The following is a 12906-nucleotide window of genomic DNA, read 5'->3' on the forward strand; positions in this document are numbered from 1 at the left end:
CCGGCCCGCTTCGGGCTGTTGTGGATCGGAGACGAGATGAGCGAGATCCAGACCGCACGCACCTACAACCAGAACCACGCCCCGCGCGAATACACGCCTGGCCGGCGAAGGGTGAGCATCTACGTCGCGTGGAGCTATCCGGCGGAGGCAGGCAGGAACCCGGCCGAGCTGGACAACCGGTTCTCCACCATGACCGAGGTGCGCCGGGTGGCCTGGCCCGCCTACGAGGACCCGAAGTGGTCCGACCCGTTGCGGTTTCAGCAGGGCATCGCCGGCTCACTGGAGTTGTTCTTCCGGGCCTGGGTGCCGTTCCAGCAGTTCGTCGAGGAGGTCTGCGGACACGCTGTCCCCGTGTACCAGCGCGTCGACCAGGCCGGTTTCCGTACCTCACTCGACGAGCGGGTACTGGCTGACACCGACACCTTGCTCGTGTTCGGGCTGGATCACATGGTCACAGGACAGGAGGCCGGGCCCGGGGAGGTCGAGGCACTGCGGGCCTTCCTCACGCGGGAGGACGCCCGCCTGGTCCTGGGGCCTCACCACGACGTCGGGGCATCGGACGATCTGTCGGTGCGGGAGGTGGAGTACCGCCATCACGGCGATCCCCTGGTTCCCCGCCAGCAGCGGTTCGCCGGCTATGTCCGGGGCCTGATGCAGGGCCTCGGGGTACCTGTCGAGAACCGCTACGGTCTGCGCCCCGCCGTACAAGCGCCGAACCGGATCGCCCCGTTCTCCGCGAGCAGGGATGCGGATACGAAAGGGTGGCTGGACGGGGTGACGAACTTCAACTTCCACCAGCATCTTCCGCATTACGCCGTGACGAGCGACGAGCCGGATGCCATACGTGTGCTGGCCCGGCAGCCGGTCGACACCTCCAGGCCGCATCCGTTCATCGAGGCCGGCAACACCGAGTTCAACATGTTCCTGTGGATGCCCCCGAGCGGTGAGCGGGCCGGCGATGTGTTGCTGGCGGACTCCACGATTTTCAGTACGTTGTTCGGCGGCGACGAGAGCCTGCGGAATTTCTGGCGGAACCTCGTCACGAAGTAGTGACGCAAGGAGGCGAGGCCGTGAGCGTGCACGCGTCGGCCGCGTTGGAGCTCGACGACATTCAGAGCGGGGTTCTCAGTCCTCGCCCGACCCCCTACACGGCGACCTACCTGGTGTTCCGTGTCGATGACCGGGCGCATGGGCGGGAACTGATGCGGCGCGCGAGCGCGGTGGTGACTCCTGCCTCCGACTCGGTCGGCGCCCGGCAGGAGACGTGGGTGAGTGTCGCGGTCACCTTTCACGGGCTGGCGGCTCTGGGTGTGCCACGGGCATCGCTGGACACGTTCGCCTGGGAGTTCCGGCAGGGGATGGCCGCCCGTGCCGAGGCGCTGGGGGATGTCGGCGCAAGCGGCCCCGAGCACTGGGAAGCGCCATTGGGCACGTCGGATGTCCATGTGGTGTTCGTGGCGCTCGCCCCTGATGCCACGCGGTTGAAGGCGGCCGTCGACAGAGCCCGCCCCGCTTACGACCGGCTTCCCGGGGTGACCGCGATCTGGCGGCAGGACTGCTACGCGCTGCCCACCGGGACCGAGCATTTCGGCTACCGCGACGGCGTCAGCCATCCGGCCGTGGAGGGCAGCGGTATCGCCGGGTCGAACCAGCTGGAGGTGCCGTTGAAGGCGGGCGAGTTCGTGCTCGGCCACCAGGACGAGATCGGGGGCATCCAGACCCCGCGGCCGGAGGTGCTGGGACGTAACGGCAGCTACGCGGTCTTCCGCAAACTCCACCAGCGGGTCGCCGAGTTCCGGCGCTACCTGCGGGACAACGCCACCAGCCCCGAGGACGAGGAACTGCTCGCAGCCAAGATCATGGGACGTTGGCGCAGCGGGGCACCGCTGGCACTCAGCCCGGAGCACGACGACCCCGAACTGGGCGCCGACCCGCACCGCCGCAACACCTTCCTGTACGGGCGGGACGACCCGGCGGGATTCACCACGCCCAGCGGCTGCCACATCCGGCGGGCCAATCCCCGCGACGCGGCGGTGGCGGGTGAAGTGCGGCTGCACCGCATGATCAGACGCGGTGCCGTCTACGGTCCGCCGCTGCCCGAAGGAGCCCTTGAGGACGACGGGGCCGACCGCGGTCTGATGTTCGCGTTCATCGGAGCCCACCCAGGGCGGCAGTTCGAATTTGTTCAGTCCGAGTGGATGAACGACGGCGTCTTCTTCGGCGGGGGCAGCGCCAGGGATCCCGTCACCGGATCCCACGACGGCGTCACCGGCTTCACCGTTCCCCGGCGGCCGCTGCGACGACGCCTGTCCCCACTGCCGCGGTTCGTCGTCACCCGCGGTGGCGAGTACTGCTTCCTGCCGGGTCTGAACGCCTTGCGGTGGCTCGGTGATCTCCAGGACTGACAGGCGGTCACGCGCGCCGTGGCACTGGCACGCCGAGGCGTTCGGCAGCCCGAGGGGACATATCTCATGGAAGACCTTCCCGAGCAACGCCACCCGGGCGCGCGGGACGGTGGTCGAGGCAGGTCAGAGTGGTCGGGTCGTGGCGACCAGACGTCCCGCGCGGTCCATCACGGAGATGGACCGGATGTCGGGAAGGCGCAGGGCACTCGCCCCCGTCACGGCGGCGCTGCCATTGGGAGTGATCGCCCAGGTGGCCGCCTGCTCCTTGCGGCCGTCCACCGAGGAGACCTGGAGGATGAAGGGTCCTGGTGCTCCTGCGGGCAGGTCGGCCAGGGTGACGCTCACCGCGGTGCCCCAGGGCTTGGCCGTGAGCGTGGCACGGCCGGACACGGAGTACCCGGCGGCGGAGGTGAAGGCCGTGGCCGGGCCGGTCGAGTGCCGGAACGGCAGCATCGACCCCAGTCCGAGCCCGGCAACCACGATCAGGGCCGCAGCCACTGCCAGCCACTGCCGACGAGCCCGGCGCCTGCGTGCGACATCGGCGGCGCGGACCTGCTCCAGCAGGCGGCCGAGCCCGGCCGGCGAAACCGGCGGCGCCGCATCGGTGCCGGCCTCGCCCGCGGCCCGGGGACGGGGCGCGGACATACCCGGGGCACGGCGGAGCAGTCCCGCCAGCGGGGCCGAGCGCGCGAGCTCGTCACGGCAGTCCTGGCACGTGGGCAGGTGACACTCCAGGGCGTGGCGGTCGGTCTCGCTGAGGCCGCCCAGCACATATGCGCCGATCAGCATGCGCACGTCATCGTGGTCGGTGCTCACCGCAGAACTCCCATTTCTTCAAAGGCTGCGCGCAGGTTGCGTACGGCGTAGTAGGCGCGGGACTTGACCGTTCCCTCCGGGATCGTGAGCCGTGACGCGGACTCGGCGACGGTCAGCCCCTCGAAGTACAGCGCCTGGATCACATCACGATGCTCGCTGGACAAGCGTTCCAACGCTGCGGAGATCACGTGCCCCTCCAGCGCCGCTTCCACATCATCGGCAGAAGGTACAGCCGCGAGTGCCTCGTCGTCGTAGAGCGGTTCCGGACGCCGCTGCTCAGCGCGCCAGCCGTCGGTGAGCACGTTGCGGGCGATCGTGAAGAGATAGGAGCGGATGGTGACGTGGCGTGGCTCGATCTTGTCGATGCTGCGCCACGCCCGCAGCAGCGTCTCCTGCACGACGTCCTCCGCCTGCTCAGGACTGCGCACGTACCTGCGCACGAAGGAGAGCAGCACATCGTGGTGCTCGGTGTACAACGCAGTCATCAACTGCTCGTCCGGCGTCACGCTCGATGTCCTCATCTCGCAGGCTGGGGCCGCTTGGAGCGTCGCCGGACCCGAACCGCAGGCGGTGGACAGTCCGCGCCCCGGGGAGGCGCGGAACCAGATCCGATCCATCCGACTCATTTCCATGCATGGCCGCACCGGCTGCGCCGTCTTCGAGGACGGCTGCGACATGCGGCTTCTTGTGTTCTGAGGCACTGATCGTGTGCCCTTGCGGCTACGTGTACGACGAGCTGGGGGTTCGGGTTCACCCGCAGCCAGCGGACGAACTCAGGTTCTCGCCATTCGTCGGAGCGAAGGCCCGTCGGCGCACTTTGTAGCAGGGGTGTGCACGGGAGTGCTGACACGGGTCCGGCGTCGAGACCACGGGCACGGGCGCGCTGGACGGCATCCTGCGTCCCGCGGCCCTGACGGAACCCGGAGCGGTTCGACCTGCGGATTGAACCGGGTGCCGCAGGCGGTCGTACACATGGCCGCAAGCCTCCCAACACTCAGGAGAACAAGTCATGAGCAAGAAGAAGCTCGGCTGGGCCCTCGGCGCGAGTGCGGCCGTGATCCTCGGCCTGGGCGCCACGGCCTTCGGGCTGTCCAGCGCGAACGCGTCGAACCTGGACACGTCCGCCTCCGCCGCAGCGCACCCGGTCAAGGTGAAGGTCGTCGCGCCCAGGAGCGGGGACAACGCGGGCGTGGAGGGCAAGGGCTGGTTCGTGGACCTGAAGCTCTCCTTCCGGGGCAAGACCCTGGCCCAGACCGGCTACAACGGGCTCCAGCTCACCGGCCCGGCCGCGCACAACAACATCGCGCCCTTCCCCGGCACGTTCTCCACCGGCCAGGACGAAAAGATCCCTGGACTGGTCGTGCTGGACTCCACCACCAACAGCAACCTCCCCGGCTTCTCCGGGCCCGGCACCAACCTGGCCAACCTGTTCAACCTCTCCGGCGTCACCGACCGCACCCCGCACAAGACCGAACTGTGGGACACCTGGATCGTCGGCGCCCCCATCGTGGGGAAGAACGTCGACACCACCCTGACCGTGGCCGTCGTCGACGACCTCAACCACGACGGCATCTACAACGACGCACCCGGCGTCGTGAAGGACCTCAACGGTGATGGGAAGATCGGCGCCAAGGACCTGGACCTGATGGGCGTCGCCTCCAACATCGTCACCGTCCCCTTCCACATCAACGCCGACCCCGCCTGAGAGCCTGTCGGCCGGCCCGCTCTCCGTCCGAACCCCGCCATGCCGCTACCGGGACCGCTCCTGCCTGCGGCGGCGTCCCTGAGGGCAGGGCGTCCGGTCCGGCACGGCACTGTGCTCCGCAGGTTCCCGGGCCAAGGTCCCCCGGCTTCGTCCGGGAACCTGCTGAGGCCGGTGCGAGGCCTCAATTCTCCACGTCCCGTCGCGCATGACTGCCGGACGGACGGGCCGACATCCGGCCCCCACCCCACCATGAGGAGCTGCTCCCGTGAACTTTCCGAAGACCCGTGTGGCCGTGATGGCCTCCACGGCACTGCTGGTCGCCTCCGGCGCGGCGCCGGGCGTCGCCGCCCCTGTGCCCGGGCACGGCCGCACCTCCGTGGCGCTCGCCTGGTACGACACCACGGCCGACACGATCGCGACGGCCGGCTCATCACTCCCTCCGGTGACCAACAGCCGTACCTGGGCGATCAGCTGGATCGCGGCGGCGCGGGCCTTGCAGCATGTGCCGGCCGGGGTCGACCGTAGGGACTACCAGGACGCGGCGCTGGCCGCCGCGGTGCACCGCGCCCTGGTCGAGCTGGTGCCCACCCGTGCCCCGGAGCTGGATGCCGCCCTGCAACAGACCCTGGACCGGACTCCCGACGGACCGGCCGAGACCTTGGGCGCCGCAGCCGGCGAACGCCAGGCGCTGGAGGTCCTGCACGACCGCGAGGGGGACGGCCTCGACGCGGCCTCCGTGAACGCCCCCTTCACCGTGCCACCGGCCGCGCCAGGCGTCTGGCAGCCCACCCCGCCCGCGTTCGCCCCCGCCGTCCAGAACGGCAGCCGGTTCGCCCGGCCCTTCCTGCTGAAAAGTGCCGGCCAGTTCCGACTGCCCGCGCCTCCCGCTCCGACGTCCGAGCGGTACCAGACCGACCTGAAGGAGGTCCGGGACTTCGGCGAGCTGAACAGCACCGTGCGCACCGCGCGGCAGACCGACACGGCCAACTTCTGGTTCGACTCCTCGCCGGCCCTGTGGACCAAGCCGATTCGCGTCGCGCTCGCCGCCACCTCCCACCGGCCGCCGCTCAAGCAGGCCGAACTCGTCGCTCTGACCCACGCCACGCTGGTGGACACCCAGATCGCCACCTCCGACAGCAAGTACACCTACCCGCTGTGGCGCCCCGTCACCGCGATCCGAACAGGCGTCGGCGGGGTCCCTGCCGACCCGTCATGGACCCCACTGCGCACCACCCCGGCGCACCCGGACTACCCCAGTGGCCACAACACCTACGCAGGCGCGGCGGAAACGGTTCTCACCGCCCTCGTAGGACCGCGCACGGCCCCGTTCACCCTGACCAGCGGCACCGCACCGGGCGTCGTCCGCACCTACACCGCATGGCACCAGCTCACGCTGGAGAACGTGGACGCGCGGGTCTGGCTGGGCATCCACACCCGACTCGCGGACGAGGCCGGGGTCGGACTGGGTACCGATGTCGCCAGGTACGGCCTGAACCACGCCCGGTCGCTGTTCCAGGAGCACTGAATCGGCCGGGCGAACACCGCCGCCCGCGTCGGCGTCCGCGTCGGGCCGGCGAGGACGCGGGCCCGGGTGCCGTCGGTCCGTCAGCCGCCGTGGGTCACCCACCGGTAGTGCAGTTCCGGGCGCCCGATCTGGCCGTACTGCGGACTGCGCACCGCACGCCCCACCGCCACCAGATGCTCCAGATAACGGCGGGCGGTGATCCGCGAGATGCCCAGTTCCTCCCCGGCCGCCGCCGCCGTCACCCCGTCCGGGGCGGCCCGCAGGGCGCGGGTGACGGCCTCCAGCGTCGGGCCGCTCAGTCCCTTCGGCAGCCGGGCCGGCTGCGGTGCGCGCAGTGCGCCGAGCGCCCGGTCCACCTCGTCCTGGCCGCTCGCCTCACCGGCCGCCGCGCGGAACTCCGCGTAGCGTACGAGCCGGTCGCGCAGGGTGGCGAAGGCGAACGGCTTCAGCACGTACTGGACGACACCGAGCGACACCCCCTCCCGGACCACCGCCAGATCGCGCGCCGACGTCACCGCGATGACGTCCGCCGAGTGTCCGGCCGCGCGCAGCGAACGCAGCAGTTGCAGGCCGTGCCCGTCGGGCAGGTACAGATCCAGGAGCAGCAGATCGACCGGGGTGCGGTCCAGCGCCCGTACCGCCTCCGCACGCGAATGCGCGACGGCCGCCACCGTGAACCCGGGGACGCGGCCCACGTACAGCCGATGGGCGTCCGCGGCGACGGGATCGTCCTCGACGACCAGCACCTGGATCATGCCGTGGCCTCCTTCGTGGTGGGTGCCGGCCGGTCGGCGACGGTCAGCGGGAGCCGCACCGTGAACCGCGCCCCGCCGTCCGGGCCGCTGTCCAGCGTGACCGTCCCGCCATTGCGGTGCACCGCCTGCTGGACGAGCGCCAGCCCGATCCCGCGGCCGGCGCCGTGCGTCGACCAGCCGCGCTCGAAGACTTCGGCGGCGTCCCGCGGATCGATCCCGGCCCCCGTGTCGGCGACCCGCAGCAGCAGTTCGCCCTCCCCGGCGAGCGCGGTGACGGTGACCCGGGCGCGGGCGGCCCGGCCGCTCCCAGCGCTCCGCTGGGCGGGCACGGAACCGGGGCCCGGCACACCGGTCACCGCCTCCGACGCCGCGTCCACCGCGTTGTCGATCAGATTGCCGAGGATCGTCACCAGATCCCGCTGCGGCAGCGTCGCGGGCAGTGCGCCGTCGTCGATCAGGCTGTCGTCCGCGAGCACCAGCTCCACCCCCCGTTCGTTCGTCTGCGCCGCCTTGCCGAGCAGCAGTGCGGCCAGCACCGGTTCGGCGACCGCGCCCACCACCCGGTCGGTCAGCGCCTGGGCCAGCTCCAGCTCGGCGGTGGCGAAGCCCACCGCCTCCTCGGCCCGGCCCAGCTCGATCAGCGAGACGACGGTGTGCAGCCGGTTCGCCGCCTCGTGCGCCTGCGAGCGCAGGGCCTGGGTGAACCCCCGCTCGGAGTCCAACTCGCCGGACAAAGCCTGGAGTTCGGTGTGATCGCGCAGGGTCACGACCGTGCCGCGCTGCTCCCCGCCGACCACCGGACGGGTGTTGACCACGATCACCCGGTCCGCCGTCAGATGCAGTTCGTCGACCCGCTCCTCGGAGGCGAGCAGCGCACCGGTCAGCGGCGCAGGCAGGTCCAGCTCGGCGACCCGGCGCCCGACCGCGCCCGGCTCCAGACCGAGCAGCTCCCGGCCCGCGTCGTTGATCAGGGCGATCCGCCGCTGTCCGTCGAGCATCAGCAGCCCTTCACGCACCGCGTACAGCGTGGCCTGGTGGTAGTCGTGCATCCGGCTCAGCTCGGCGGCGTTCATGCCGTGCGTGTGCCGCCGCAGCCGGGCGTTGATCACGTACGTGCCGATGCCGCCGAGCGCGAGTGCCCCGCCCGCCGCGAGCCCCAGCGCCCCGAGCTGCGCCCGCACCTGCGAGGAGACCCGCTCGACCGTGATGCCCGCACTGACCAGACCGGTGATCCTGCCGCCGTCCCGGATCGGGGTGACCACCCGGATCGAGGGGCCGAGCGTGCCGGTGTACGTCTCCGTGAACGTCTCGCCGCGCAGCGCCCGCGCGGTGTGTCCGAGGAACTCCTCGCCGATCCGGTCGGTGTCCGGGTGCGTCCAGCGGACCCGGTCCGGGGACATGATCGTGACAAAGGCGATCCCGGTGTCCCTGCGGACCTGCTCCGCGTACGGCTGCAGCACGGCGGACGGGTCCGGGGTGCGGATCGCCTCCCGTACCGACGGCGACTCGGCGATTGCCAGCGCGGCCGACCTGACCTGCTTGGCCGCGGTCTCCTTCGCCTGCTCGCTGCCGGAGACGTAGGCGAAGAACGCGCACCCCGCCACCACGGCCGCCACCAGCACCACCTGCATGGCGAAGAGCTGACCGGCCAGGCTGCGCGGGCGGGTACGGGGACGGGGGAGACGCATGGCAACAGTCTGCCTGGCCGAAAACGCATGAACGAAATGCACGCAACGGTGACCGGCGTCACAGAGAGCGAGATATTCGCCAAGGGTTTTTTCCGACGGCACCGATCCGCCGGACAGCCCTTGCGACCCCAGGGACGGGGGAGCGACCCGGACGAACCGAGGAGAAGCCCCGTGGGAGTGGCAGCCGCCAAGCGGGACCGCACGCATTATCTGTATCTGGCCGTGATCGCGGCGGTGGGGCTCGGCATCCTCGTGGGCTTCGCGGCCCCGGGCGTCGCCGTCGAGCTCAAGCCGATCGGCACCGGCTTCGTGAACCTGATCAAGATGATGATCTCGCCCATCATCTTCTGCACGATCGTGCTGGGCGTCGGCTCGGTGCGCAAGGCCGCCAAGGTCGGCGCGGTCGGCGGCCTCGCCCTCGGCTACTTCCTGGTGATGTCGACCGTCGCACTGGCCATCGGTCTGCTCGTCGGCAACCTCCTGGAGCCCGGCCAGGGCCTCCACCTCACCGAGGCCGTACGCGCCGCGGGCGAGAAGCAGGCGGCCGGTGCGAGCGAGTCCACCACCGACTTCCTGCTCGGCATCATCCCGACGACGATCGTCTCCGCCTTCACCGAGGGCGAGGTGCTCCAGACCCTGCTCGTCGCCCTGCTCGCGGGCTTCGCGCTGCAGGCCATGGGCTCGGCGGGCGAGCCGGTGCTGCGCGGCATCGGCCACATCCAGCGCCTCGTCTTCCGGATCCTCGCCATGATCATGTGGGCGGCCCCGGTCGGCGCGTTCGGCGCGATGGCGGCGGTGGTCGGCGAGACCGGCGTCGACGCGCTGAAGTCCCTCGCGATCATCATGATCGGCTTCTACCTCACCTGCGCGATCTTCGTCTTCGTGGTGCTCGGCGCGATCCTGCGGCTGGTCGCCGGGGTCAACCTGATCGCCCTGCTGAAGTACCTGGGCCGCGAGTTCCTGCTGATCCTCTCCACCTCCTCCTCCGAGTCCGCCCTGCCGCGGCTCATCGCGAAGATGGAGCACCTCGGGGTCAGCAAGCCCGTCGTCGGCATCACCGTGCCGACCGGCTACTCCTTCAACCTCGACGGCACCGCCATCTACCTCACCATGTCCTCGCTCTTCATCGCCAACGCGTTGGGCGACCCGCTGAGCGCGAGTGAGCAGATCTCGCTCCTGCTCTTCATGATCGTCGCCTCGAAGGGTGCGGCCGGAGTCACCGGCGCGGGCCTCGCCACCCTCGCGGGCGGCCTGCAGTCGCACCGCCCCGAACTGGTCGACGGCGTCGGACTGATCGTCGGCATCGACCGCTTCATGAGCGAGGCCCGCGCCATGACGAACTTCGCGGGCAACGCGGTCGCCACCGTTCTGGTCGGCACCTGGACCAAGGAGATCGACAAGGAGCGGGTGGACAAGGTCCTTTCCGGCGCGCTCCCGTGGAACGAGCAGATGCTCAACCAGGACGCCGACGCGCACGGCGTCCCGGAGCAGCGCGACGGCGACGAGCAGCACGCGATGGCGAAGGCGTAGCCACCACGGAGCACCATCCCAAGGGCCGTCGCGGGAGACCCCGCGACGGCCCTTCGTGCTTGCCTTGACGTCCGCGTCAAGGTCTACCGTCGAGGACATGCGAATCGGGGAGCTGGCCGAACGGGCCGGGACGACCACGCGGACCCTGCGGTACTACGAGTCACGCGGGCTGCTGCCGGCGCGGCGGGCCGACAACGGCTACCGCGCGTACGACGAGGACGATCTGCGGCTGGTCCAGCAGATCCGGACCCTGCAGGACTTCGGCTTCGAGCTGGAGGAGACCCGGCCGTTCGTCGAGTGCCTGCGGGCCGGCCACCCGGCCGGCGACGCCTGCCCCGCCTCGCTCGCCGTCTACCGGCGCAAACTCGGCGAGCTCGACTCGCTCATCGAACAGCTCCGGACGGTCCGCGCCGAGGTGGGCGCCCAGCTCGCCAGGGCCGAGCTGGAGGCCGGGGCGACGCTCCCCGGCGGTCCGGAACCACGTTGTGAACTGGGAGGATGACAGATGATTCATGCAGAGGGCGTGGCCGAGGTCACCGACACCACCTTCGACACGGAGGTGCTCGGGGCGGACCTCCCCGTGCTGGTCGAGTTCACCGCCGACTGGTGCGGCCCGTGCCGCCAGCTCGCCCCCGTGCTCAGCGCCGTCGCCGCCGAGCTGGCCGGGCGCATGGAGGTCGTCCAGCTGGACATCGACACCAGCCCTGGCATCGCGAGCCGGTACGCGGTGCTGTCGGCGCCGACCCTGATGGTCTTCCGGGGCGGCGAGCCCGTGAAGTCCATGGTCGGCGCCCGCCCCAAGCGCAGGCTGCTCCAGGAACTGGAGGACGTTTTCGAGACGGTGTGAGGCGGGGAGCCTGCCCGAACCGGAACGAAGGGGCTCCGGCGATTCAGGGTGACTTGGGAAGGTCACCCCGTTCGACCGGAGCCCCGTTGTGTCCATAACAGGCAGGCGCGGACTCAATGCCCTGCTACGGCCTGCGGACTCATATGCTCACCGGGACTTCGAGACGTCCCTGGAAGAAATCCTTACAGGATTTCGATGGCATCGACCTTCGGCACATTCGAATATTTAATATTCGACCACCGGGCGATTTTCACTACATCACCATTGGCGTCGTAGTACTTCACGTCGTTGTTCCCCGTGGAGATCTGGTCGACCCACCACCCGCCGAAGTCGATTTTCCCGCGGTTCGCATAGCAGTCCACGCTGTCGCGCCCACTGCCGTCGTGCGACCAGATCTTCAAGAAATCCTCGTCGGGGTTACAGGTGACGTGATCGATGGCGGAAGCGGTTCCGGCCGGCCCGGCCAGGGTGAACGCGGCGGCTGCGGCAAGCGCTGCAGCCATGGTGCGCACAACGTTCCTCGTTCTTGAGATCATATTTTCCCCTTGAATCGAATGTGGAACCAAGAGCCCACTTCGCCATCGTGGGCATCGGTGCTGAATAAGCATCTTACGAAGCGATCCATCCACCCAGGAGGGCCTCGAAGGGAAATCACCTGAACGTGAATCCCTGACCGTATGCACCGGGGCTCGACGCGGCCATGAACCTGCGATTTCGGGTAAAGAATCACACAGTTAATACGTCGAACCTCTAGTTCGATTCCCGCGCGTGGTGGCAACTGCATCGCAGGGGCGTTTCGAAATTGTGGTGCTCAGGTATTGATCCGGGCTCAGGCCCGGCGGCCAGTCGTCCGGTCCCGGGGGTGGGTGGCGGTGGCGGCCGTCAGGGGGCTCTCATCAGGTCGCGCAGGTTGCCGACCAGCGCGTGGATGTCACGTTCGGCGGTCGGGTCGGCGGGGGCTGTCGGGGCCGCGCCCGACCCGGACTTGCGGCAGGTGCGGCAGCGACGAGCGCGCGTTGGTGCGGCGGGAGCTTGCAGCGGCGGTTACCCTCGCGGGTGACGATGAGCAGGGTGACCCACTCGACCAGCGAATGAGGCAGGTCGCGTGCGGCAGGACAGAAGACCAACGAGGCGCCTGCGCTGATGAGTTGAGACTTCGAACACCTCCCTCAACGGCACGGGTGCCTCGTGCGTTGCGCCCTCGCCGCCGTCACCCCATCGGTGGCCACTCTGAAAACGCTCAATGACCGACGAAGGCTCGGCCGCCCCCGCAGACCGGCACAGGAGACCACCTCATGCTGTTTGTCATCGCCATCATCGGAATCTCCATACTGGGCGTCACCCTGTGGTGCTCGGTGCACGTCGCGAAAATGAGCGACCTGCCCACGTGGCGCAGGTTCCTCCCTCTCGGCCTTCTCGTGCTGTCCCTCGCAGCCAGCCTGCTGCGGGCCGCCGACACCCCCCAGTTCGCGAACGCAGTCGCCTTCCCGCTGCTCCTGGCTGCGCTCGCGGTGTCCCTGATGGATATACGCGCCCAGAACAACCGGCGTGCGGGAACCACCACGCAGTAAGCAGCTGTGGCGTCCGGCGGCTTCCTCGCAACCGCGTCGACGCCGGGCCGTGCACAGCGCTCCA

The 12906-nt window shown here is 69.8% G+C and carries 13 protein-coding genes and 1 pseudogene; 8 read left to right on the plus strand and 6 right to left on the minus strand.

Annotated features, from left to right (window positions below; all coding sequences use genetic code 11):
* Positions 1 to 36 precede the first annotated feature (36 nt).
* Together BT364_RS21080 and BT364_RS21085 are read left to right on the plus strand one after the other, a co-directional pair.
* Positions 37 to 1050 carry a hypothetical protein gene (locus BT364_RS21080; RefSeq protein WP_072486774.1) on the plus strand — a complete coding sequence of 338 codons (1014 nt, stop codon included), beginning with the start codon at positions 37 to 39 and terminating at the stop codon, positions 1048 to 1050.
* Between the two features lie 20 nt (positions 1051 to 1070).
* Positions 1071 to 2405: a Dyp-type peroxidase gene (locus tag BT364_RS21085; protein WP_072486775.1), complete on the plus strand. Its 1335-nt coding sequence runs from the start codon at positions 1071 to 1073 to the stop codon at positions 2403 to 2405.
* 123 nt (positions 2406 to 2528) lie between these two features.
* Here the strand turns inward: BT364_RS21085 and BT364_RS21090 are convergent, their stop codons facing one another.
* On the minus strand, positions 2529 to 3221 hold the full coding sequence (locus BT364_RS21090) for an anti-sigma factor family protein (protein ID WP_072486776.1): 693 nt from the start codon (positions 3219 to 3221) through the stop codon (positions 2529 to 2531).
* On the minus strand, positions 3218 to 3727 hold the full coding sequence (locus BT364_RS21095; protein WP_218172448.1) for a sigma-70 family RNA polymerase sigma factor: 510 nt from the start codon (positions 3725 to 3727) through the stop codon (positions 3218 to 3220). The genes BT364_RS21090 and BT364_RS21095 overlap by 4 nt, the downstream gene beginning before the upstream one ends.
* 503 nt (positions 3728 to 4230) lie before the next feature.
* Here BT364_RS21095 and BT364_RS21100 point away from each other — a divergent pair.
* Entirely contained in the window at positions 4231 to 4926 is a 696-nt protein-coding gene (locus tag BT364_RS21100) for a hypothetical protein (protein ID WP_072486777.1), read from the plus strand.
* Positions 4927 to 5191: 265 nt separating this feature from the next.
* A complete protein-coding gene (locus BT364_RS21105) occupies positions 5192 to 6451 on the plus strand; it encodes a vanadium-dependent haloperoxidase (protein ID WP_256260109.1) in 1260 nt (419 codons plus the stop codon).
* An 80-nt stretch (positions 6452 to 6531) separates the two neighbouring features.
* Here BT364_RS21105 and BT364_RS21110 read toward each other — a convergent pair whose 3' ends face one another.
* Positions 6532 to 7206, minus strand: a complete 675-nt coding sequence (locus BT364_RS21110) for a response regulator (RefSeq protein ID WP_072486778.1) — start codon at positions 7204 to 7206, stop codon at positions 6532 to 6534.
* The gene (locus BT364_RS21115; protein ID WP_072486779.1) at positions 7203 to 8894 is read right to left on the minus strand and encodes a sensor histidine kinase; all 1692 of its coding nucleotides are present in this window, start codon (positions 8892 to 8894) and stop codon (positions 7203 to 7205) included. Before BT364_RS21115 ends, BT364_RS21110 begins: the two co-directional genes overlap by 4 nt.
* 171 nt (positions 8895 to 9065) lie before the next feature.
* Between BT364_RS21115 and BT364_RS21120 the strand changes: the two genes are divergently transcribed.
* The 3 genes from BT364_RS21120 (at position 9066) to trxA (ending at position 11271) form a co-directional block, all read left to right on the plus strand.
* Positions 9066 to 10424, plus strand: coding sequence for a cation:dicarboxylate symporter family transporter (locus tag BT364_RS21120; RefSeq protein WP_072486780.1), 1359 nt, complete (start codon positions 9066 to 9068; stop codon positions 10422 to 10424).
* 97 nt (positions 10425 to 10521) lie between these two features.
* Entirely contained in the window at positions 10522 to 10926 is a 405-nt protein-coding gene (locus BT364_RS21125; protein WP_072486781.1) for a MerR family transcriptional regulator, read from the plus strand.
* 3 nt (positions 10927 to 10929) lie between these two features.
* The gene (gene trxA / locus BT364_RS21130; protein ID WP_072486782.1) at positions 10930 to 11271 is read left to right on the plus strand and encodes a thioredoxin; all 342 of its coding nucleotides are present in this window, start codon (positions 10930 to 10932) and stop codon (positions 11269 to 11271) included.
* A gap of 182 nt (positions 11272 to 11453) precedes the next feature.
* Here the strand turns inward: trxA and BT364_RS21135 are convergent, their stop codons facing one another.
* On the minus strand, positions 11454 to 11807 hold the full coding sequence (locus BT364_RS21135) for a beta/gamma crystallin domain-containing protein (RefSeq protein ID WP_072486783.1): 354 nt from the start codon (positions 11805 to 11807) through the stop codon (positions 11454 to 11456).
* 465 nt (positions 11808 to 12272) lie between these two features.
* A pseudogene (locus BT364_RS40245) lies at positions 12273 to 12398 on the minus strand (IS5/IS1182 family transposase); the annotation flags it as partial.
* Between the two features lie 168 nt (positions 12399 to 12566).
* Here BT364_RS40245 and BT364_RS21145 point away from each other — a divergent pair.
* Positions 12567 to 12842 carry a hypothetical protein gene (locus BT364_RS21145; protein WP_072486784.1) on the plus strand — a complete coding sequence of 92 codons (276 nt, stop codon included), beginning with the start codon at positions 12567 to 12569 and terminating at the stop codon, positions 12840 to 12842.
* The last annotated feature ends 64 nt before the right edge of the window (positions 12843 to 12906 follow it).

The organism is Streptomyces atratus, assembly GCF_900119365.1.
Classification (GTDB): Bacteria; Actinomycetota; Actinomycetes; order Streptomycetales; family Streptomycetaceae; genus Streptomyces; species Streptomyces atratus_B.

Bases quoted from the DNA above. Each gene is read 5' to 3' on its own strand.
- BT364_RS21110 (WP_072486778.1), bottom strand. From the start codon at position 7,206: ATGATCCAGGTGCTGGTCGTCGAGGACGATCCCGTCGCCGCGGACGCC.
- trxA (WP_072486782.1), top strand. From the start codon at position 10,930: ATGATTCATGCAGAGGGCGTGGCCGAGGTCACCGACACCACCTTCGAC.
- BT364_RS21080 (WP_072486774.1), top strand. From the start codon at position 37: ATGAGCGAGATCCAGACCGCACGCACCTACAACCAGAACCACGCCCCG.
- BT364_RS21100 (WP_072486777.1), top strand. From the start codon at position 4,231: ATGAGCAAGAAGAAGCTCGGCTGGGCCCTCGGCGCGAGTGCGGCCGTG.
- BT364_RS21145 (WP_072486784.1), top strand. From the start codon at position 12,567: ATGCTGTTTGTCATCGCCATCATCGGAATCTCCATACTGGGCGTCACC.
- BT364_RS21135 (WP_072486783.1), bottom strand. From the start codon at position 11,807: ATGATCTCAAGAACGAGGAACGTTGTGCGCACCATGGCTGCAGCGCTT.
- BT364_RS21115 (WP_072486779.1), bottom strand. From the start codon at position 8,894: ATGCGTCTCCCCCGTCCCCGTACCCGCCCGCGCAGCCTGGCCGGTCAG.
- BT364_RS21125 (WP_072486781.1), top strand. From the start codon at position 10,522: ATGCGAATCGGGGAGCTGGCCGAACGGGCCGGGACGACCACGCGGACC.